The organism is Mesorhizobium sp. M2E.F.Ca.ET.209.01.1.1, assembly GCF_004010375.2.
In the GTDB taxonomy this organism is placed as follows: Bacteria; Pseudomonadota; Alphaproteobacteria; order Rhizobiales; family Rhizobiaceae; genus Mesorhizobium.
This window is the reverse complement of the sequence record NZ_SADP02000006.1, coordinates 193,512-213,902: the sequence shown is the minus strand read 5'-3', so window position 1 is coordinate 213,902 and position 20,391 is coordinate 193,512. Positions and strand designations below refer to the sequence as shown.

At 60.2% G+C, this 20,391-nt stretch carries 17 protein-coding genes; 6 read left to right on the top strand and 11 right to left on the bottom strand.

The window, feature by feature from the left end; genetic code table 11:
* Nucleotides 1–178 precede the first annotated feature (178 nt).
* On the bottom strand, nt 179–1,438 hold the full coding sequence (locus EN852_RS14245; RefSeq protein ID WP_127875728.1) for an ABC transporter substrate-binding protein: 1,260 nt from the start codon (nt 1,436–1,438) through the stop codon (nt 179–181).
* Between the two features lie 430 nt (nt 1,439–1,868).
* Between EN852_RS14245 and EN852_RS14240 the strand changes: the two genes are divergently transcribed.
* On the top strand, nt 1,869–2,882 hold the full coding sequence (locus EN852_RS14240) for a Gfo/Idh/MocA family oxidoreductase (protein WP_127875729.1): 1,014 nt from the start codon (nt 1,869–1,871) through the stop codon (nt 2,880–2,882).
* Nucleotides 2,883–3,064: 182 nt separating this feature from the next.
* On the opposite strand, the gene EN852_RS14235 is transcribed toward EN852_RS14240, so the two are convergent.
* From EN852_RS14235 to EN852_RS14195, 9 genes are all read right to left on the bottom strand, one after another.
* A complete protein-coding gene (locus EN852_RS14235; protein WP_127868173.1) occupies nt 3,065–4,294 on the bottom strand; it encodes an amidohydrolase family protein in 1,230 nt (409 codons plus the stop codon).
* Nucleotides 4,295–4,328: 34 nt separating this feature from the next.
* Nucleotides 4,329–5,078: an SDR family oxidoreductase gene (locus tag EN852_RS14230; RefSeq protein ID WP_127868172.1), complete on the bottom strand. Its 750-nt coding sequence runs from the start codon at nt 5,076–5,078 to the stop codon at nt 4,329–4,331.
* Nucleotides 5,075–6,226, bottom strand: a complete 1,152-nt coding sequence (locus EN852_RS14225) for a Xaa-Pro peptidase family protein (protein WP_127875730.1) — start codon at nt 6,224–6,226, stop codon at nt 5,075–5,077. The genes EN852_RS14230 and EN852_RS14225 overlap by 4 nt, the downstream gene beginning before the upstream one ends.
* Nucleotides 6,223–7,524 (bottom strand): acyl-CoA dehydrogenase family protein, encoded by a 1,302-nt coding sequence (locus EN852_RS14220; protein WP_127875731.1) that lies wholly within the window; start codon nt 7,522–7,524, stop codon nt 6,223–6,225. Before EN852_RS14220 ends, EN852_RS14225 begins: the two co-directional genes overlap by 4 nt.
* Nucleotides 7,525–7,541: 17 nt before the next feature.
* A complete protein-coding gene (locus tag EN852_RS14215; protein ID WP_189401898.1) occupies nt 7,542–8,018 on the bottom strand; it encodes a heme-binding protein in 477 nt (158 codons plus the stop codon).
* Nucleotides 8,019–8,197: 179 nt separating this feature from the next.
* On the bottom strand, nt 8,198–9,796 hold the full coding sequence (locus EN852_RS14210; protein ID WP_127875732.1) for a GMC family oxidoreductase N-terminal domain-containing protein: 1,599 nt from the start codon (nt 9,794–9,796) through the stop codon (nt 8,198–8,200).
* Nucleotides 9,797–9,864: 68 nt separating this feature from the next.
* Nucleotides 9,865–10,749, bottom strand: a complete 885-nt coding sequence (locus EN852_RS14205; RefSeq protein WP_127405632.1) for a carbohydrate ABC transporter permease — start codon at nt 10,747–10,749, stop codon at nt 9,865–9,867.
* Complete coding sequence (locus EN852_RS14200; protein ID WP_246694285.1) at nt 10,736–11,680, bottom strand: sugar ABC transporter permease; 945 nt, start codon at nt 11,678–11,680, stop codon at nt 10,736–10,738. Before EN852_RS14200 ends, EN852_RS14205 begins: the two co-directional genes overlap by 14 nt.
* Before the next feature lie 108 nt (nt 11,681–11,788).
* Nucleotides 11,789–13,060: an ABC transporter substrate-binding protein gene (locus tag EN852_RS14195; RefSeq protein ID WP_127875733.1), complete on the bottom strand. Its 1,272-nt coding sequence runs from the start codon at nt 13,058–13,060 to the stop codon at nt 11,789–11,791.
* Between the two features lie 386 nt (nt 13,061–13,446).
* Between EN852_RS14195 and EN852_RS14190 the strand changes: the two genes are divergently transcribed.
* The 5 genes from EN852_RS14190 (at nt 13,447) to EN852_RS14170 (ending at nt 19,249) form a co-directional block, all read left to right on the top strand.
* On the top strand, nt 13,447–14,934 hold the full coding sequence (locus EN852_RS14190) for a M81 family metallopeptidase (RefSeq protein ID WP_189545926.1): 1,488 nt from the start codon (nt 13,447–13,449) through the stop codon (nt 14,932–14,934).
* Nucleotides 14,931–16,085: a Xaa-Pro peptidase family protein gene (locus EN852_RS14185; RefSeq protein WP_127875735.1), complete on the top strand. Its 1,155-nt coding sequence runs from the start codon at nt 14,931–14,933 to the stop codon at nt 16,083–16,085. The genes EN852_RS14190 and EN852_RS14185 overlap by 4 nt, the downstream gene beginning before the upstream one ends.
* A gap of 7 nt (nt 16,086–16,092) precedes the next feature.
* Nucleotides 16,093–17,031 carry a zinc-binding dehydrogenase gene (locus tag EN852_RS14180; RefSeq protein WP_127875736.1) on the top strand — a complete coding sequence of 313 codons (939 nt, stop codon included), beginning with the start codon at nt 16,093–16,095 and terminating at the stop codon, nt 17,029–17,031.
* Nucleotides 17,032–17,069: 38 nt separating this feature from the next.
* Nucleotides 17,070–17,978 (top strand): 5-dehydro-4-deoxyglucarate dehydratase, encoded by a 909-nt coding sequence (gene kdgD / locus EN852_RS14175; RefSeq protein ID WP_127875858.1) that lies wholly within the window; start codon nt 17,070–17,072, stop codon nt 17,976–17,978.
* Between the two features lie 212 nt (nt 17,979–18,190).
* Nucleotides 18,191–19,249 (top strand): pyridoxal-phosphate dependent enzyme, encoded by a 1,059-nt coding sequence (locus EN852_RS14170; RefSeq protein ID WP_127875737.1) that lies wholly within the window; start codon nt 18,191–18,193, stop codon nt 19,247–19,249.
* Nucleotides 19,250–19,533: 284 nt separating this feature from the next.
* Here the strand turns inward: EN852_RS14170 and EN852_RS14165 are convergent, their stop codons facing one another.
* Nucleotides 19,534–20,193, bottom strand: a complete 660-nt coding sequence (locus EN852_RS14165) for a GntR family transcriptional regulator (protein ID WP_127875738.1) — start codon at nt 20,191–20,193, stop codon at nt 19,534–19,536.
* Nucleotides 20,194–20,391 lie beyond the last annotated feature (198 nt).

Below are 20,391 nucleotides of genomic sequence, written 5' to 3'. Positions count from 1 at the left end.
TTGGGACGCGTTGCGGGCAAGCCAGAGCTTGACGCCGGAGCCTTCACGCCATTGCCCGCGCTTCGCGGTTTGCAGGACCGGGAAAGTCGTTGACACAGGAATCCTTTCGTCTCGCAAAAGCCGACGATCGCAGCTTCGTTAGACGGCTGCGATCGTCGGCTGACCTCGATCTTTTCCGCTACTGCGCGGATTTAAGGCCGGTTACGAGTTGGTCGATAGCCTGCTGCGAGGTCACGCTGGGCGTCTCGAAGAACGTTGAGACGACGTCGGTGAAGACGCCCGTTTTCGTTGCCCCGGCCGCGGCATTATGTGCCAGTGACGGCAGCGATTTCTGGCTCTTTTGGGCTTCTGCGCGATCCGCAAAGGCGGCCTTGCCGCAGAAGTCGAACTTGTCCATGGAAACGTCGATCCGCGAAGGGATGGAGCCCTTCTTGATGTTGAAGGCTTCCTGAAACCCTTTGTCCAGGATCGCCGACGCCATGGCGAGCTGGCCTGCCTGTTTGTCCTTGTCCTTTGTCTTGAAGAAGCCGAAATTGTCGGTCAGCCAGACGTAACTTCCCTTCGTGCCCGGGGCGGGCACACAGCCGTAGTCGACGTTGGGCTGCAGGTTGGCTAGCGACAGCTCGCCTTTCGCCCAGTCTCCCATGATCTGCATTCCAGCCTCGCCCTTGATCACCATCTGGGTAGCAAGGTTCCAGTCGCGGCCGGGATAATTGGAATCGATATATTTGTTCATCTTACGCAGCTGGTCGAAGACCTTGACCATCGTGTCGCTGCGAAGCGCTGCTTCGTCCTCGTCGATGACAGCCTTGCGGTAGAAGTCGGCGCCGCCAATGCCAAGAACAGCATTCTCGAAGAGATCCAACTCCTGCCAGGGCTGACCACCCAAGGCCAGCGGCGTCACGCCCTTGGCGAGAAGCTTTTCGGAAACTTCGTTGAATTCGTCCCAGGTCGTAGGCGGTTGCAGGCCGGCGGAATCGAAGACTTTCTTGTTGTACCAGAGCCAGTTCGAACGGTGCACGTTCACCGGAACCGCGACATACGATCCGTCATGGGAAATGAGAGGAACAAGTTCCGGAGCAATCACCTTGGCCCAGTCGTCCTTCTTGGCGAGGTCCGTCAGATCGGTTAGCACGCCCTCGGATGCCCAGGCCTGGACCTGCTGAGCGTGCATCTGCGCTGCGGCTGGCGCGGTATCGGATGCGATGCGGGCGCGCAGCACCTGCACCATGTTCATCCCGGTACCGCCGGCCACCGGCGAGTCGCTCCAGGTGACGCCACGCTCCTCGAGGAGCTTCTTGAGCACATTCAGTCCGGCCGCCTCGCTGCCGCTGGTCCAGTAGTGCATGACCTCCACGTTCGGCCCGCCCGCCAGCGCCATCGATGTCGAACCGGACAGCAACAAGGCCGTCGCGAGAACCAGATTCCGATTAAGCATTTCTCATTCCCCTTGGTGAAAATACGGTTGCGATAGAAGGTTGTTCGTTGCGGTCTTCCGGGCGTTTCTTTCGCCTCTTCTTGACAACACGCGCGCCACCTCACCCCGACGCTGACACTGCCGCCTTGCCTGTCGTTCAGAGTCGCCGTCTCAGGTCGCCGGCTTCGAATGTCCGACTTATCGTTAGCTTTTATTACATATATGTCAATCACAAATCGGGCGCATGCCCCTGGGGAGGCCTTCGGTATGCGCGCAACAGCGCGCGCAATGTCCTATAAGCCACCGTTTTTGCAGGATAAAATTAAAAGTCAGACCGGGGTCATTCGCAGTTTCCAATTGCCAGCATGTTGACAAATGACATTTTAGTCAGACAAATTATGGTCGACATGAGGATCCCGCATCCCTGCGGGAGTGAATGGAGTGCATCGCAATGACCGAGAAAGTGGTTTCCTGGGGCCTGATCGGCGCCAGCACCATCGCGCGCGAGTGGATGGTAGGCTCCATACGAAAGCACCCTCTGGGCAGGGTCAAGGCCATCGTGAGCAGTGATTTGAGCCGAGCCCAAGCCTTCTCGGACCAGATGGGTATTCCCGACGCCTATGACTCGCTTGTGCCGATGTTGAGCGATCGAGAAATCGACGCGGTCTACATAAGCACCAAGAACGATCAGCACCTGTCGCAGGCGCTAGCCGCCATCGAAGCCGGCAAGCACGTGCTTTGCGAAAAACCGCTCGCTTTGGAGCCGAAAGAAGCGCAATCGATCGTTGAGGCAGCCAAACGCAAAGGCGTGGTACTCGCTACGAACCACCATCTGCGCAACATGGAGAGCCACCTAGCGATAAAGCGGCTCCTGCGAGAAGGAGCGATAGGAAAAGTCAACTCCATTCGCATCTTCCATGCAGGATCGTTACCCCAGAGCCTAAAGACTTGGAGGCTTTTCGAGAAAAGTGCGGGCGCGGGGGTTATTTACGACATCACCGTGCACAATGGAGATCTCCTTCGATTCTATCTGGAGACCAACCCCACCAGGATCACCGCGCTGGCGACTGCGTCCGGCGAAGGGGCGAACGGCATCGAGGACAGCGTCATGTCGGTGTGGGAATTTCCAGGCGACATCTTGGTGCAATGCCATGACAGTTTCGTCGTCGGCTATGGCCCGCGCGGCGTCGAAATTCATGGCTCCGCCGGCAGCATTCTTGGCATCGACGTCATGTCACAGGCCCCTGGCGGCAGCGTCGTTTTGCGAACATCCGACGGTGAGCGAGACATACCTCTTGAACTCAGAGTCACTTATGACCGCGGTGTTTCCGATTTCATAGCCGCCGTTCAAGGGAAGGGTAGCCCCTCCTCGACGGGTGAGGACGGTGTTTGGAGTGTGAAATTGGCAAAGGCGGTGGCGCAATCGGCCGCTACAGGTCAGACCGTTCTCATCGAGCAAGTGTGAGACGAGGTCGCGCGACAATGTTGCAGTTGGCCATGCGCCAGACCGTTCCCGGCGTGAACAGAAGTACAAGGAACCGTCTGGCGCTCAACGTTGAAGGCGCAGCTTCGCTTCATCGGGAACAGACAGGGGCGCCGAAGAGGGACGAGAGGTCGTCATTGTGCCTTGGGCGCGCCGATGGCCGCTCAGATTTCACGTTTGTGGAGATGGCCGTCCTTGATCGTGACGCGAATGCCGCTGCCGTCCTCCTGGAAGACGCCGATGTCTTCGAGCGGATTGCCGTCGACGATCAGGATATCGGCGAAGGCGCCGGGGATGAGTTCTCCGAGCTTGCCCTCGTGCCGCACGATCTCGGCGTTGACGATTGTGGCCGAATGCAAGGTCTGGGCAGGCGTTTCGACCGCGGAGCGGATCTTGAACTCATGCAATTGATAATGATGCATGACGCCTTCCAGGTCGGTACCAAACCCGAGTTTGACACCGGCGTCGCGGCAGATCTTTACTGCTTCGACGCCGCGGCGCAGCATCATCTTGACCTGTTCGACGATATGCGCGGGCGTGCCCAATCGATCGGCGTAGAAGATGCTGGCCTCGAAGGTCGACAGCGTAGGCACGACATAGGCGCTTTTCTCCGCCACCAGACGCGCGGTAGCTTCGTCTATTAGGTTCGCGTGTTCGATCGTACGCACGCCGGCCTCGAGCGCGCGGCGGATGACATCGACGCCATAACAGTGCGCCATCACATAGGTGCCGAAATCGGCCGCCTCCTGCACGGCGACCCGCTGTTCTTCCAGTGAGAAATGCGGCGAGTAGATCGAGGATTTCCCGGAGTTGCCTCCCCCAGCCATCAACTTGATCTGATGAGCACCGGCGGCGATCTCCTCGCGCACGGCCCGGCGGACTGCATCCACGCCATCCACGACACGGCTGATGTTGCGCGTGCTGCGACAATGCGGGCACCCTTGATCATGTTCGGTCCTCACCCGGAAATCGCCCAGTCCTCCGGTGACCGCCAGCGCCAGGCCCGGCACGAAAAGGCGCGGACCAGGAAACAGGTTGAGGCGTGTGGCATCGGCGAGTGCCGCATCCGCACCGCCGGAATCGCGCACGGTGGTAAAGCCCCGCCGCAGATAGTCGGCAAGGATCTTCGAGGCGTGCGCCGCGACGAGGTACGGTGCGGTGTTGGCCAGCGTCACCTGATTATTGACAAAGGCCATCGCGTGGACATGTGCATCGATAAGGCCGGGCATCACGACACGACCGCCGGCATCAATCCTAGTCGCTCCCTGGGGCGTGCCAACCGAGCCGGCGACCTCGACAATCTTTTGGCCCTCGATCCGGATCTGCTGGCCTGAACGCAACCTTGCGTCCCGTGGATCAAGCAGGCTGGCGTTGGTGATGACGATATCGCTCATGGCTGTTCCTACATGTGTGGCCGGCCATCACCCATCAGCGGGTCGGGCCCTTTATCAAAGACTCCCCGCCGTCGACCACAACCGCCTGGCCGGTCATGAAGCGTGCATCGGCCGAGAGGATGAAGCGGACGATGGCGCCGAATTCCTCGACGGTTCCCATGCGATGCAGCGGTACAAGCTCCGGCACCTTGTGGAGGAAGGATTCCCTTCCGCCAAACATCTCCCAGGCAGGTGCGTTGAAGGGCGTGTCCACCCAACCAGGGCAAAGAGCGTTCACGCGGATGTTGTCGCCGGCATATTCCAGCGCGAGTTGCCGGGTCATCGTCAGCAATGCCGACTTCGAGGCGATGTATGGCAACGAACCCTTGGCGACCATGATCGACGCTGCCGATGCCGTGAAAAGCAAGCTGCCGCCTCCGGCCTGACGCAGCAGCGGAAGCGCAGTACGTGCCAGCACAGCATTGGCGCGAACGTTCAGCGCGAAGCTGAGATCGAAGTCGTCCAATTCCATGCTTTCGAGCGTGCCGACATGGCAAACACCGGCATTGTTCCAGACAGCATCCAGGCCGCCGAGGATTTCGCCCGCCTCGCTCACCACAGAGGCAATAAGGGCGTCGTCGCCGATGTCGATTTCGAGAACCCGCTCGGCGCCCAGGTCGCCAGGCGCTTTTTTCCTGTCGGCCATGACTACGCGCGCGCCGGAGGCGGCGAGAGCCCGCACGCCAGCCTCGCCCATACCGCTGGAACCACCGACGACCAGAACACGCTGTCCGACTTGGCTCATCTGACGGCAATCTCCCTGGCGGTCTGAGTGAGACGGACCGGCCCGTTTTGCGTGACCAGAACCGTTTCGCTGAAGGGCATGCCCTCGCAATAATGGATGACGTGGAAAACCATGTTCGGCTCGAGTGCCCACGTCTCGTTGGGCATGAAGATGCGGGTATGATCGGACGTGCGAGGCACGGCGTGATAGCCGAGCGTGTAAGCCGAGACCTGTGGGTAGGTCTTCTTCAGGCCTTCGCGAAGCATGGTCTCGCGGGCTACGCGGTCAATCTCGCCCGAAATCGCGCCGGGAACCATGGCGGCGATGAACTCATCCTGGATCTCGACGACACGCTGCGCAATCGCGCGCTGACGATCAGAGACATGTCCAACAGCCATCGGCCGGGCAATGCGTCCCGAATAGCCGTAAACCTGCGGAACAGCCTCAATGAAATAAAGCTCGCCCGTCTGCATGATCCGCTCGCCCAGCCGGCCGTGCATGTTGGCGACTGTGCTGCCGTATCCGAACACGGCGACGCGACCGTTGTCGGCTCCCAGGCTGATTGCCTTGCGGTATGTTGCGATGGCGGGTTCGCGTTCTGAACGGCCCACGGCAATTGCGTCGGTTCCGGCCTGGATCGCGGCGTCGGCTATCGCGCAGGCGCGGCGCAACGCCTCGATCTCGGCCGGCGACTTGATCAAACGGTGTTCCCAAATCACCTTGCCGAAATCGATGAATTTCAGTCCGGGATTTTCTGTCTGGAGACGCTCATATCGCTCGATGGTGAGGAAATGGCTGTCCGTCTCGATGGCCAGCGTTTTCGCGCCGCTGTCGCGGATGAGGCCCGCCAGGAGCGCGATCTCGTCTTTGTGATCGTCAAAGGTGACAAACGCATCCATCGTGGCCTGTCGCTGGGCCCCGAACTGATCGGCCGAGCGGATCAGCAGGGTCACATCACCCAAGGGTGAGATCAGTGCACCCTGGTAGCGGGCACCGGAGTGGGCGTAGCCCGTCAGGTAAGCCAGACTGTCGATCTGATCGACGAGCAACAGGTCGGCGCCGCGATCAGCCATCTCCGCAAGAACACGGCTGACCCGTCGCTTCAATTCCGCCCGGTCGAAAGGCAGCACGGCCAGCGGGCTATCGGCCTTGGCGGTACCGCCCGTCATGCTGCATCCCGGTTGAAATGGAAGCCCAGATCGGCCCAGGTCTTGCGCTCGGTCTCGGGGAGCCGACGACCATATTTCGCCTTGGGGTGATAGTCCCGCGACAGTTCGGTCTTGGCGACCGTCTTCATGATCATGCTTTCACGCGTATGCAGCGTGGCGACGCGTGCATCGCGCATCAGCCGCGGGATGGAGCTCCACCGGAACACCGCCCTCGTGCCGACGATCTCGAAGGCCTTGGTCGAGACCATCCCAACAGTCGTCTTGGCCATATGCAGGCCCATGAGAGTGGCGTGCGAGGCTTCGCCCCACATCTTCTGGTCGTAGAGATATTGCGCGTACCACAGTTGTGAACGCGTCGCTGCGATCGCGGAGGCCATCTCGCCGAGCGAGTACATGTTGACGTCGTCTTGCTGAAGGAACGGTCGCGCCGCGACCGCATCGCGCACTTCCTCGTAGATGCCTTGCGCCGAACCAAGGGAATGCGCCGCATAGGCAAGCTCGAAGGTGTAGGGATGGCTCTGGTTGAAATCCCCCGGCTCGCCAAGAACGTTCTTCCACGGAATGAAGACGTTGGTGAACTTGGCACCGCCCGACAGCGATGCGCGGATGCCGATGGCCTCTTCCCAACCGGAGACGAACTCGACCCCGGGGTTAGGCAACTCGATGACGAAGACGCTCGCACCAACATCGGGGTCATCGGTCCCGGGGGCCAATGCCCAAAACAGCAGGTATTTCGACGCCGCGCCACCGCTGGTGAAACCCTTGAAGCCGTTCGCGAGGAAACCGCCCTCGGTGGGCGTCAAATCCGAAGCGAACGAGATCTTGCCATCCTTGTGCGGCACCACTTGTGAGCGACCCGGCTGGACCTCGCTACCGACCGACGCCACGCCCGCTCCGTTTTGTGCCACATCAGTGAAGATGCGCCGCTTCTGCTCCTCATTGCCGAGCCCGGCGACCAGTCCAAAGCAGTGATACTGGTTCTGGATGATCCAGCCGGTGCTGCCGCAGGCCGAGGCGAATATCTCGACCACGGCGTGGCACAGATTGCTGAAGCCAGCATCCTGGTTGGCGTACCCTCCATATTCCTTCGGCACGCCAAGCTTCAGGAAGCCGCCGTCGATGATGTCTTGCCAGTTCTCATGCGGCCAGCCGCCGGCCGCGTCGACCTGCCTTGCGCGTCCGGCAAAGACCTCCTTGAGGGCTCTGGCCTTTTCGATCCATTGGGCGTCCTCGGGGCTTGTCTTGAACGGATACATCCCATCCCTTTCCTTCTTGCCGGCCGGAATTTTGTACTGCATGCAGTATGCAGTTCTGCTCAGCTTCCGTCAATGGCCTTTCGATACGTTTCGATGGCACGAACGACCAGCCGGTGGTCGTCGATGGAAGCAAGGCCGGCACAGCCAATGGCACCGACCATGGCGGTCCCCACGCAGATCGGCACCGCGCCTCCGCACAGCACGTAGCGGCTGGGATCGAGCGCGCGTTCGGTGGCGAAATCGGGCTCCAGCCTGGCTTGCAGCTCAAGCTGCATGGAAGCCTTGGCAAAACGTCTTACCGCGGCGAATTTCCTTTCAATCCAATGCTGATAGTCAGCGCTGGTGCCAGGCAGCGCCGCGCGAAAGATCACCTGTTCCCCGAGGTCGACGCCGATCGCAACGCGCAGCCCCTCCTCCTCCGCCAGACCAAGCAACGTCTTGCCAATGCCCAGCGCGTCGGCCGGGCTGAACGCCGAGAAAGCATGCCTCTCCGTCTCTCTTTGAAGGTCCTTGATCTGGTCTCGAATTTCATCCATGGGTCCAATCCTCAAACCTTTGTGTTGTATGCACGTGGTTTGTACACACGCGGCGCAAACCGGCATCGAACGCAGCCGTATCGGCCACGATCTTCCTTATATTCCAATGTCTTGAAGCCTTTTCGGCTTACTGCCTCAGGTTCTTCCAGGCGGCCGGTCCCGGCGCAAATCGCATGCAGTTAATCCTCGCCTATAACCATTGCCGCAGCCTTTTCTCCAATCATCATCGCTGGAGCGTTGGTATTTCCTGAGGTCACCACGGGCATCACCGAGGCATCCGCCACTCTCAGGCCCGCTATGCCGCGCACGCGCAATTCGGGGTCGACGACCGCCATGTCATCGGTTCCCATTCTGCAGGTGCCGGATGGGTGATACTCGTTCAACAGGTTGCGGCGATTATAGGCCTGGATATCGCGGTCGCTTTGGATGTGCCGGCCCGGGTCAAGCTCTTCACCGGTGAAGGCGCGGAAGGCTTCCTGGGCATTGATTTCACGCGCCAGCCGCAGACCTTCGGTCAGGACCTGGATGTCAGCCGGATCGGTAAGAAGGTTGTGCTGGATCCTGGGCGCGGTGAAGGGGTCGCTTGATTGCAGCAGGAGCCGGCCCCGCGACTTCGGCCGCATAAGGCCAAACTGCAGCGTGTAGGCATTAAATGTCGCGATCTCGCCCTTGGGAGATTTCAGGTCGCGGCTCACGGGATAAAATTGGACCTGCAGGTTGGGTCGCTCCTCGGCAGGGTTGCTGCGCAGGAACGCCTGAACCGACATCGGGAAGACGGCTATCGGGCCCGTCCGCCTGAAAGCATATTCGGCAGCCGCCTTGAGGCCACGGACAGGGTGCTTCAACGAGTAGTAGGTCAGGGGCTTGGTGCAGGCGAACTGCACAAGACTGCCGCAGTGGTCCTGAAGGTTCTCGCCCACGCCTGGAAGGTCCAGGATCGGGTCGACGCCGGCAGCGCGCAACTGTTCGGCGGGCCCGATTCCCGCCAGCATCAGGAGATGGGGAGACATATAGGCACCGGCAGACAGTATCGTCTCGGCGGCGGCAGCCGAGTGCTCGACGCCCTTGATGGTGTAGCGCACGCCAGTACAGCGCGGTCCTTGCAGAAGGAGGCCGGTGACATGGGCATTCGTGGCCACCGTCAGGTTCTTGCGGTGGCGGATCGGCTGCAAATAGCCTTGCGCGGCCGAACAGCGAACGCCGCGCTTCTTGTCGATGTTGTACTGGACCCAGTCGAAGCCTTCGTGGTTTCCGGCGTTGTAGTCCTCGACAACCGGCATGCCCATTTGCCGCCCGGCCTCGAGGAAGGCTTCGAACAAAGGCGTGCGGTAGTTGCCGTAGCTGACGGTTATCGGCCCAAATGAGCCTCGATCCTGGGAGGCCGGCCCCTGCCAGGTCTCCATGCGTTTGAAGTAGGGCAGGACACCATTCCAGTCCCAGCCCGTGGCGCCTGCCCGCTGCCAGTCGTTGAAGTCCTCGGCATGTCCCCGGACAAAGATCATGCCGTTGATCGCCGACGATCCACCGAGGACCTTGCCGCGTGGAAGCTTGATGCGCCGGTTGTCGACGCCTGGCTCCGGCTCGCTCGTCAGCCGCCAATCCAAATGACCGCCCACCGTATAGTTCACGCCAATCGGTATTCGGATCAGGGGATTCCAGTCCCTGGGTCCGGCTTCCAGCAGCAGCACCTTGACTGCCGGATCGGCGCTCAATCGGTTTGCCAGCACACAACCTGCCGATCCCGCACCGACAATGATAAAATCAAAAATTGCAGTCACGACATTTCTCACGGCAAGCAGATCTGGTGAAGTTCACGATGGTCTTTCTCGGATGGTCAGACCGCGGCTCAACCCTTGACGGATCCGGCGACCAGACCGCGCAGGAAATAACGGCCGGCAAAGACGTACACCAAAAGGGTTGGAAGAGCGGTCAAGAACACCGCGGCCATGTTGACGTTGTATTCTTTCGTTCCGGTGGTTGACGCCACCATGTTGTAAAGCCCAACGGTTACAGGCGACGTCAGACCGGAGGTGTAGGTGGTGGCCAAAAGATAGTCGTTCCAGATGTGGGTGAATTGCCAGATGACCGACACCACCACCGTTGGGATGGCGATGGGAAGCACGATGCGACGGAAAATCTGCAGGAACCTGGCGCCATCCATGCGGGCTGCATCGACGATCTCGTGCGGCACGGTGACGAAGAAGTTGCGAAAGAACAACGTTGTGAAGGCAATGCCATAGATCACATGGACCAGGATCAGACCCACGACGCTGTTGGCGATGCCAAGCGAACCCATCACATAGGCCAATGGGATGAGCACGATCTGCAGCGGAATGAAGACACCAAACAAGAGAAACGCGAAGACCCAATTGTGGCCCGGGAACTTGAAATGGGTGAGGGCGAAGCCGTTGACCGCGCCGATCGGGGTCGACAGCAGCACAGCCGGCACCACCATCATCACCGAGTTCACGAAATATGGTGCCAGTCCGTTGCAACTTGTTCCTATGCAGGCGGTGAACATGGCCTGGTACCATGGCTGCATTGTCGGGGCGGTGGGAAAGTCGATGATTGTGCCGGCGCGCAATTCCTCCAGCGACTTCAGCGAAGTCAGCACCACGACAAGAAGCGGAAAGACATAGATGGCGGCCATGAACAGAAGCGCGCCGTAGATGATGACGCGGGTGACCCTGTGCGCCAGGCCGGTCCCCAGCACCACTTCATGCGTGCTCATCGGAGGCATTCCTGGTTGAGGTATAGAGATAGGGCACGACGATCGCCAGGATTGTCATGAAGATCATCACGGCACTCGCCGCCCCGACGCCTAGCTGAGAGCGTTCGAAAGTCTGCTTGTACATGAAGGTCGCCGGCACCTGTGTGCTGTTGGCCGGCCCACCGTTGGTGAGGGCGACGACAAGGTCGAAGGTCCGCAGCGCCTGCTGGACCAGCACCACAGCAACGGTCACGAAGGTTGGGCCAAGAAGCGGGATGATTATGCGCCGATAGATCGAGGGGCCACCTGCCCCATCAAGTCGCGCGGCTTTCACCAAATCCTCGTCTATACCGCGCAACCCGGCAAGGAACAGAGCCATGACGAAGCCGGAGGCCTGCCAGACACCCGCCAGCACGACGGTGTAGAGAGCAAAGCGCGGGTTCACCAACCAGTCAAACCGAAAATCCTCCCAACCCCAATTGCGCAAGACACGTTCTATGCCAAGGCCGGGGTTGAGGATCCACTTCCACGCCGTTCCGGTAACGACGAATGAAAGTGCCATCGGGTAGAGGTAGATGAGCCGCAAGGCCCCTTCCGCTCTTATTTTCTGGTCAAGAAGTATAGCAAGAAACAGACCGACCACGGTCGTCAGCAGAATGTACAAAAATGTGAAAACGAAGATATTCTTCGCCGATTGCACCCAGATCGGGTTGGACCACAAATTGTAGTACTGCCGCAGCCCGAGCCAATGATAGTCCGGCAACATCCCTGAAGCGCTGAACGATATGTAGGCTGTCCAGAGCATGAAGCCGTAGACGAATATCGAGGCAATCGCGACCGAAGGCGCAAGCGCGATCTGCGATGCGTATCTGCCGACGAAAGTCCGCACACGCCCGGTCTCCAGAGACGGACGCACCGTCAAGATTTCGGACTTCAGCGATAGCATTTCCATTCGCTTTGCCGCCAACCGATGAGGAAGTTTTGTCCCTGGTCGACGGCCATGCCGCGGCTGGCCCCGTGAGGCGACCACCCGCGGCACGACCGCTTGGGAGCGTGTCGATTATTCAGAGATCGTCTTCAGTCCGGTCACGAGCTGATCAACTGCAGCCTTCGAGGTCATCGAAGGCTGCTCGAAGAAGGTCGATACCACGTCCATGAAGATGCCGCTCTTGGCCGGGCTCCACGCCTCGAAATGCGAGATGGCCGGGAATGCCTGGCCGTGAGAGGCTGCATCCACCTGGGCCTTGTAAGAGGCCTGCGCGCAAAAATCGAGCGCGGCGGAGTCGACGTCGGTGCGTGCCGGCGTGGCTCCCTTCTTCAGATTGAACCCCAATTGGACCGTAGGATCGAACGTGGTCTCGGCCAACGCATCCTGCGCGGCCTCGACGGAGGCGTCCTTGCTTTTGAAGAAGACGAACGCGGTGGAGACGCTGAGATAGGTCTGGGCGTTGCCGGGAGGCGGCGCGCAGCCATAGTCGACGTTCGGCTTTAGATTTGCCAGCACCATCTCGCCTTTGACGTAGTCGCCAAGGACCTGCATGCCGGCCTCGCCAGTCATGACCATCTTGGCAGCGATGTTCCAGTCGCGGCCCGGATAGTTCGGGTCGACATACTTGTTCATATTGCGGAATTCATCGAAGACCTTGATCATGGTGTCGCTTTTGAGCGCTTCTTCGTTCTGCTCCACGATCGCCTTGCGGTAGAAGTCGGGGCCACCGACAGCCACCAGCACCGTTTCGAAGAGAGTTGCCTCCTGCCAGTTGACGCCGCCGATCGCCAACGGGATCACGCCGGCAGCCGTGAGCTTGTCGGCCACTGCGTGGAACTCATCGAGTGTGGTCGGCGGCTGGAGACCGAGCTTGTCGAACACCTTCTTGTTGTACCAAAGCCAGTTTGTGCGCTCCACGGTGGTCGGCACGCCATAGTATGCGCCGTTGAGCTTCAGATGGGGAATGAGGCCCTTTGACATCACCTCATCCCAGTTGCCCTTGGTAGCGATTGGCGACAGATCGACGAGGGCGCCTTGGTCCACCCATTGCTTGACCTCGTTTGAGTGCATCAGCACTGCGTTAGGCGGCGAGCCGGCCGTAACGCGAGAGCGCAGTACCTGGTTGAGGGTGTCGGTTCCCGTCGCGGGCAGGTCGACCCAGCCATAACCCTTGGCAGTGAAGGCATCCTTGATGACGCCGATGGCCGCGGCCTCTGAGCCTGCCGTGAAGAAATGCAGCACCTCCAGCTTCTTGTCGTCCGCGACGCTTGCTGTGGCCGCGGTGCACAACACCGTTGCGGCCAGAAGCGCACGCACCATGTAACCCTGCCAGTTTTTGGTCATTGCATTCCCCTTTTTGCTTTTGCTTCGAGTGAATCTGCGCGCTGGCCCACTCAAAGTGGCGACAGCGTTCAGGCGACACTTTGTGGAGCTGGCCTGGACGTTGTCAAGGGCCTTTCTTGCCCATTTTCCGGGAAGCTATGCCCGATTTCCTCCAAAAAAGACGGCTTGTGCCGGCAAAATCGGAGGCTCTTCCAAGCATTGGCGTGATTTTAGTGCTCCCGCGGAAAGGCTGTTGGCAAACGGACTATTTTGATTTATTGGATGCAGTATGCACTATGGCCCTTGGCGGGCGCGGTAACCGAGCATCGTCCGCTGATCTACAGCAGCCGGAGGTACATCAACCTCGTTTATCGCCAGTGATAGGTCGCAACGAGGGTTTGGCCAGCATGGCTCGGGTCGGCATCGGCGGGATTTTCCACGAAACCAATACATTTGCTGCCCCGACAGGGCTGGCTGATTTTCAGATCCTGCGCGGCGTTGAGATCTCTTCGTCCAGCCACGGTGCGCGCACCTATCTTGGTGGTCTAATCGAGGAGACCGGCGCGCTCGGCTTCGATGCCGTCCCGTTGCTCTACGCTGAAGCCACACCATCCGGCACGATCCGGCGCGAGGCTTATGTCGCGCTGCGTGAGGAATTAGTCGGGCAGGCCGCGGCTTCGGATCTGGATGCGCTTCTTTTGTCAATTCACGGCGCGGGCGTCGTGGAGGACATTGACAGCCTTGAGGAGGATTTGTGTGCCGCGCTGCGTCAACGTCTCGGCGATAAAATCCCGATCGTGGCTACCCTGGACCTTCACGGCAACATCCGTCAGCGCCTGGGTGATCTTTGCTCGGCGCTGTTCCCGGTGCGGCTTAATCCCCACATCGACCAGTACGAGCGCGGGGTGGAAGCGGCCCGATGTCTTTGCGAAATCGTGTTCTCGAGAACCGACTTCGAAACGGCGATCGAACAGGTCCCGATGCTGTTCCCACCCGTTCCGACCAGCTTGCCGGCATTTGTCGAGCTCGACGGCCTCTGCACCGAGATCGAAAAGCAGGAAGACGTCGCGTGCGCGCGTGTCATGCACGGCTTTCCGTATGTAGACGTGCCTTGCATTGGTGCATCGGTGGTCGTCGTGGCCCGCCGCAATGGAACCGATGATGCCCGGCGACTGGCGCGGCGTATCGCCGCCGCCCTTTGGGAGCGACGGGACCAGATCAAGGTGCAGAGCCTACCGCCTGAAGGTGCGATCCAAGAGGCAATGCAAGATGGACGCACCATCGTCATCAATGAGTTTTCCGACAACACCGGCGCCGGCAGCCCCGGGGATGGGACCCATCTCTTGTCGGCTCTCATCGCGGCGGGCGCACGGTCCTGCTTTTCACACATCTTCGACCCCGTGACAGTAGCGCAGGCGGCCGCGGCCGGGGTCGGCGCGCGCATCAAGGTCCACCTAGGTGGGCACAGCGATGCCCTTCTCGGCCCTCCCATCAAAGCCGACGCAGAGGTTCTTGGCCTCAACCACGGACTCTTCCGGGTCAAGAGCCCTATGGGAACCGGCGAGACGATCGACTTGGGTCTTCTGGCGACATTGCGCATCGGCGGCGTCGACGTGGTCGTGTCCAGTGGGCGCCGACAGACACTTGATGATGGCCCCTTCATCAAGGCTGGAATCGATATCACCCAATTTCCGATCGTGGCCCTGAAATCGAGCCAGCATTTCAAGGCCTGGTTCGAGCCGCGCTGCGCCCGCATCGTCACCACAGACCCGCCGGGGCTCTCGCCTGTCGACGTAAGCAAGTTGCCTCGCCGTCGTTTGCAACGGTCGATGTGGCCCATAAGCACGGACGTGAACTATCGAGCTGAGCATCAAGCTGGACAGGAGCCCGCATGAAAAACCAGGCCCCCGGGGCTGGCTACTCGACGAGCGGCCCCCTGGATTTTGAGCGTGCCGAGTACCAGGCCCGCCTTCGCGCGATCCGGTCCGAGATGGAGGTGCGCGGGGCAGAGATGCTCCTTGTCGACCAGATAGATCATCTGGCCTACCTTTTCGGCTATCTCGCGACCGCGGCCCGCTACCAGGCTGCCCTGATCCCCGTGGAGGGGGAACCCTGGCTGATCGTTCGCGAACTCGATCTTGGCACCTTCCTCGATCAGTCCTGGTCGAGGTCTTTTGAAACATTTGCCGACGACGAGGATTCGCACGCTCGGGTGACCAGCGCCATTGCGCGACTGGCCCCGAAAAGCCTTGCGATAGAGAAAGACAGCAACATCCTGACGATCGCGCGGCTGAACCAGATCCGTGCCGGCAATCCGGGCATGGAGATAGTCGACTTCTCAGGCGTGATCTGGCAACACCGACTGATCAAGTCGCCCGCTGAGTTGGCATATATCCGCCGTGCGGCAGACATCGCCGACCACATCGTGACCATCGGCGCCGGCTCGATCAAAGCCGGAGTGAGCGACCGCGACAGTCTTGCCGCAATGTACGAGGTTTCCATCCGTCACGGCGCGGACAACACCCGGGCCGCCATCCTGGGGCGGATGACCGGCATGGACGCCTTGATAGGCGGGGTTACAGGAGCGCCGTGGGCGCAGGGCGAGCGGGTGTTTGTAGAGGCCACGCCGCAATATCGTGGCTATAGCGCACGCCTTGTTCGGCCAGTAGTCGTTGGCAAGACAGCCGCCGCGGCCGTGGACCTCGCCCGGCAAATGATCGCGATCCAGGACCGCCAGATTGCCGCGATGCTTCCAGGCGCCAATGGGGGCGACGTCGACGCCATTTGCCGCGGCGAGGTGCTGCGCCAAGGGCTGAAGACAGTCTTTACCCAGATCACCGGCTACACGCTCGGCTATCAGGCTGTGCCCCGTGTCAGCGACCACACCCGGATCATGGCGCCGGGCCAAACCTGGTCGTTCGCGCCCAACATGGTCTTCCATGTCGTCCTGCATACGCCGCAGTTGGCCTTCAGCGAGACAGTCGTTGTGACCGAAACCGGCCCCGAGCGTCTCTCCCGGCTACCCCGGGCCATCCTGTCGGAGTGATGCGCCCATGCTTGCTTATGAAGCGACCCCAACTGGGTTGAGATTGTCGGAGCGAACCCGTCCTAGCCCGGGTCCGGGCGAGGTCGCCATCGATGTTGGCGCAATCGCGCTCAATCGCGGCGAATCGCGGCGCGCGATTCATGGGGGATTTGCCGAAGGCATTGTCCCCGGCTGGGATACGGCAGGTGTGATCAGCCAGGTTGGAGCCGGGGCACGGGGGCTGCCGCTAGGAACGCGAGTGGTTGCACGTGCTCTCGCCGGCGGCTGGGCGCAATGTCGCATTGCCGATTGCAGGGATGTCGCCGTCATTCCCGCGGATGTCGATCTCGGCCGTGCCGCAACGCTGGCCACCGCCGCCACGACCGCTCTGGCCGTTCTCAAGCGCGGGGGTCCCATCTTGGGGCGATCGGTAGTCATCACCGGTGCATCGGGCAGCGTTGGACAGTTTGCGATTCAACTGGCGCGTCTGGGAGGCGCCAGGGTCAGCGCCGTTACGCGCGCTGAAGGCGATCGCGAGCTTCTTGTCTCGCTGGGAGCCAATGATGTTTTCACCGACCTTGGCAGCGTCAAGGGCGCAGATCTCGTCATCGAAACCTTGGGCGGCCCGTCCCTCGTGCAGGCAGCAGGCCTGCTCAATGCTGGCGGCAGTTTGCAGTCCCTGGGCTGGAGCGCAGGGCAAGACGCGGTCTTCGCCAATTTCGACCATCTGATGAAAACCAGCGGCACAATTCAGGGCTTCGCCATCGGCGAACGTCATGTCGGGGCGTTGCTCACACAATTGCTCGGGCTTCTGCAGCGCGGCGCGCTCACGACTTGCATCCAGATGCGTCAACCATGGGAGACCTTGCCTGCTGCGGCCGCGGCCGTTTTGCAGTCCGGGTTCCGCGGCAAGGCCGTGCTCGATGTGACCGGATTCGCACATGCAGCGCCATGGCCGCTCCCCTGACCACCTTCTTCGAACGCCCGCCAAAAAAAGAGGATGCAATGACGCCAACCGATATAAAAGCCGCTCTGGGATCAGGTTTGCTGTCCTTTCCAGTAACCCACTTCGACGCTCAGGGCCGCTTCGCTCCCGAAAGCTACAAATCGCATGTTTCCTGGCTCTCGAGCTTCGAGGCGCCTGTGCTCTTCGCAGCAGGCGGCACCGGCGAGTTCTTCTCGTTGACGCCTGAGGAAGTCCCCCAAGTCGTCCGAGCAGCCAAGGAGGCGGCGGGCGACACCGCAATCGTTTCGGGATGCGGCTATGGCACGGAGATCGCTGTCACCATCGCCAAGGCCGCACAGAAGGCGGGCGCCGACGGCATCCTGCTTTTGCCGCACTATCTGATCGATGCTCCGCAGCAAGGACTGTACGAGCACGTTCGCAGGGTCTGTCAGTCGATCGATATCGGCGTCATGGTCTATAACCGTGACAACTGCGTCATCCAGGCTGATACGCTGGCACGCCTTTGCGATGCCTGTCCCAACCTGATCGGCTTCAAGGATGGCACCGGTGATATCGGAGCAATCCGGCAAATTACCGCAAAGCTGGGTGACAGGCTCACTTACCTTGGTGGGATGCCCACGGCAGAGCTCTTTGCGGAAGCCTATCTTGGCGCGGGCTTCACGACATACTCGTCCGCGGTGTTCAATTTCGTTCCGGCCCTGGCGCAGGAGTTCTACCGCGCCCTTCGAGCCGGCGAACGTGCCCGCTGCGAAGCCCTGCTCAACGAATTCTTCTATCCGTTCATGGCAATCCGCAATCGCGCCAAGGGCTACGCGGTGGCGGCGATCAAGGCCGGAGTCCGGTTGAAAGGTTTTGATGCAGGGGCGGTTCGCGCGCCGCTGACGGATTTGTCCGCCGAAGAACAAGACCTGCTGGCAATGCTCATTGCCAGACAGACCCTGCAGTAACGAAACCGGAAAGGACAAAAAACGATCCGCCGCCGGTGCTGTCTCTACGAGTGTCGACGTATTGCAGCTTGAAGGGGAAATGGCGCCCGCCCGAGCAGGCACGCCTTCACAGAGATGCATCGCGCTTCAGCCTTTTTGACCGCTCGACCGGCGTTCGGCTTTCATAACGAGCTGAAATTCAGCTGATCTCTCTTTCTCGATTGGGATAACCGATGTCGCATCCCGTGCCACCTGTTTCAAGGGCCGATATTGCCGGAGCGCTGGCGCAACTGCCACGTGCCAGCCTAGCACATCTCCCGACACCGCTTGATCCCTGCCCCAGACTGGCGGCCGAACTGGGCGGCCCAAAGATCTGGTTCAAGCGCGACGACTGCACAGGCTTGGCCTTTGGCGGCAACAAGGTCCGGCAGCACGAATACATTCTGGGCGATGCGCTGAGCCGCGGCGTGGACGTGGTGATCCAAGGGGCTGCCTCACAATCGAACCAGTCGCGCCAACTGGCTGCCGCGGCGGCCCGACTTGGAATTGAGTGCATCTTAATGCCGCGCAAAGACGCCCAATTCGAGCACGTGCAGGGCAATCAGTTGATCGCGCGTCGGTTCGGAGCAACGATCGTCCCGATCGAAGCCAGTGCTTCGACAAAGCAGGCTAAGCAGGATATGGCCGCACGGCTTGAGGCCAGCGGCCGCAGGCCGATGATACTCGGCATGGGTGCCGAGCGCGCACTGACCCTTGCGGCGGTCGCATATATTGGAGCCTATCTTGAACTCGTGGAGCAGTTCGAAACTCTGGGCGAACCTTTGCCATCCCACATATACGTCACTTCACAAGTCAGTACACAGGCTGGCCTTCAGGCCGCTGCCGAATTGCTGGGTCATGGCGTAAAAATCTGCGGCATCAATCCGATGGATGCACGTAATGAGGCCTATGAGTCCCCTGACGAAATCGCCAGCCGATGCTGCGCGGCTGCCGAACTGCTCGGCTTTAGGCTGGACCTCGGTCCCGAGCGCATCAACAACTCTACAGAATTCGTCGGAGACGACTACGGCAAACCCGCGGCAGCCGCGCAAGAGACCGCCGCGCTGCTCGCCCGAACCGAAGGTATTCTTGTTGATCCGGTCTATTCGGGAAAAGGCTTTTCTGGTTTGGTAGGTGATATTCAAAGCGGGCGGCTCAACAAATCTGACCGGGCGGTTTTCCTGCACACGGGAGGCTTGCCTGCAATATTCTCGTATGCTTCGAGTTATCACGATATTGGGCACGGTGAGTAGAGCTGAACTCACGTACTGATAGCGCGCCCCGAACAACCGGGCCGTTGCCAAGCCGTGGCGGGATCGGCGGAAGCGAGCCTAGCCCTGGCGGCCAGCGCACGGCACGCCGGCTCATTCTGTCGGGCTGTGCTGCCGCGTGAGCTCGCAAGCCAGAGCCGTTTCTGACCGCGCTCAAGGCCCGGTGCCCTGTCTTTAACGGCGAATTCGACGCAGTGAAGGGCCAATCAGGGGCGGCGCAGCCGCCACAGAGATGTCGGACGATATTGCCACGCCAGAGACCTCTTCTAGAGGCTCCAATTTTTAAAAAGCCACCGTACGAATTGATCGTGCTGATTGTTCAAGGCTGCTACGAGACGAGCGGAATCTCGAGATCTCAATGCCTCGAGTTGATCCTTCAGCATCCAGTACTCAATCTTCAGCCATTCGCCGTCATTCGTGGAATGGATAATGGTCCGGATACGAGTCAGATGATCATTCAACTTGCCCTGCATGCTTCGGAGTAAATCGTTGTCGCAGTATTCACGCAACATACTTTGAAGAAAGAAAAACGCGTTCCTCACTGGCGAAGGATCGTCGGTATCCAATGATTGCTGCGCCTTGTCGAGCAAAACTCCGAATTCTTCGATCCGTGCGGCCGGAATGTTTCCAATAGCCTGAATCGCGCACTGCGAATCCAAAGCCTTACGGACCTGATACGCGTTGCTGACATATTTCGCGTCAAGCGGAGCGACGTAGGGTACCTTCCACGCTTCTCCTACAACCAGCCCGTCTTCCTGCAGGCGGGTAAGTGCTGCCTTGACGGGGGAGCGACTCACTCCGAGTTGCTTGGCCAAAACACTCTCAGGCACCACCTGGTTGGGGGGTAGTTCGCCATCGGTGATCATCTTCTTGATGATGTCATAGACCCGCTCGCCCAAGGGTATGTTGCGCTCAACCTCCTGCATAATTTTCCTTTTCGATCGGAGCCTCGAATCGCTTGAAGAATAATGGAGAGGCTGCTGAATACTGGCAAGGGTGATAGTGGATGCACTTGTTGACCGGTGGCTTGGCAGGTGCGATCCGCGAGCAGTTCAGAAGTGGCCGTTCATCAAGTCGGCTTGGATGTCGCTTTGGGTCGTCCACGGAAATGTCGGAACAACACG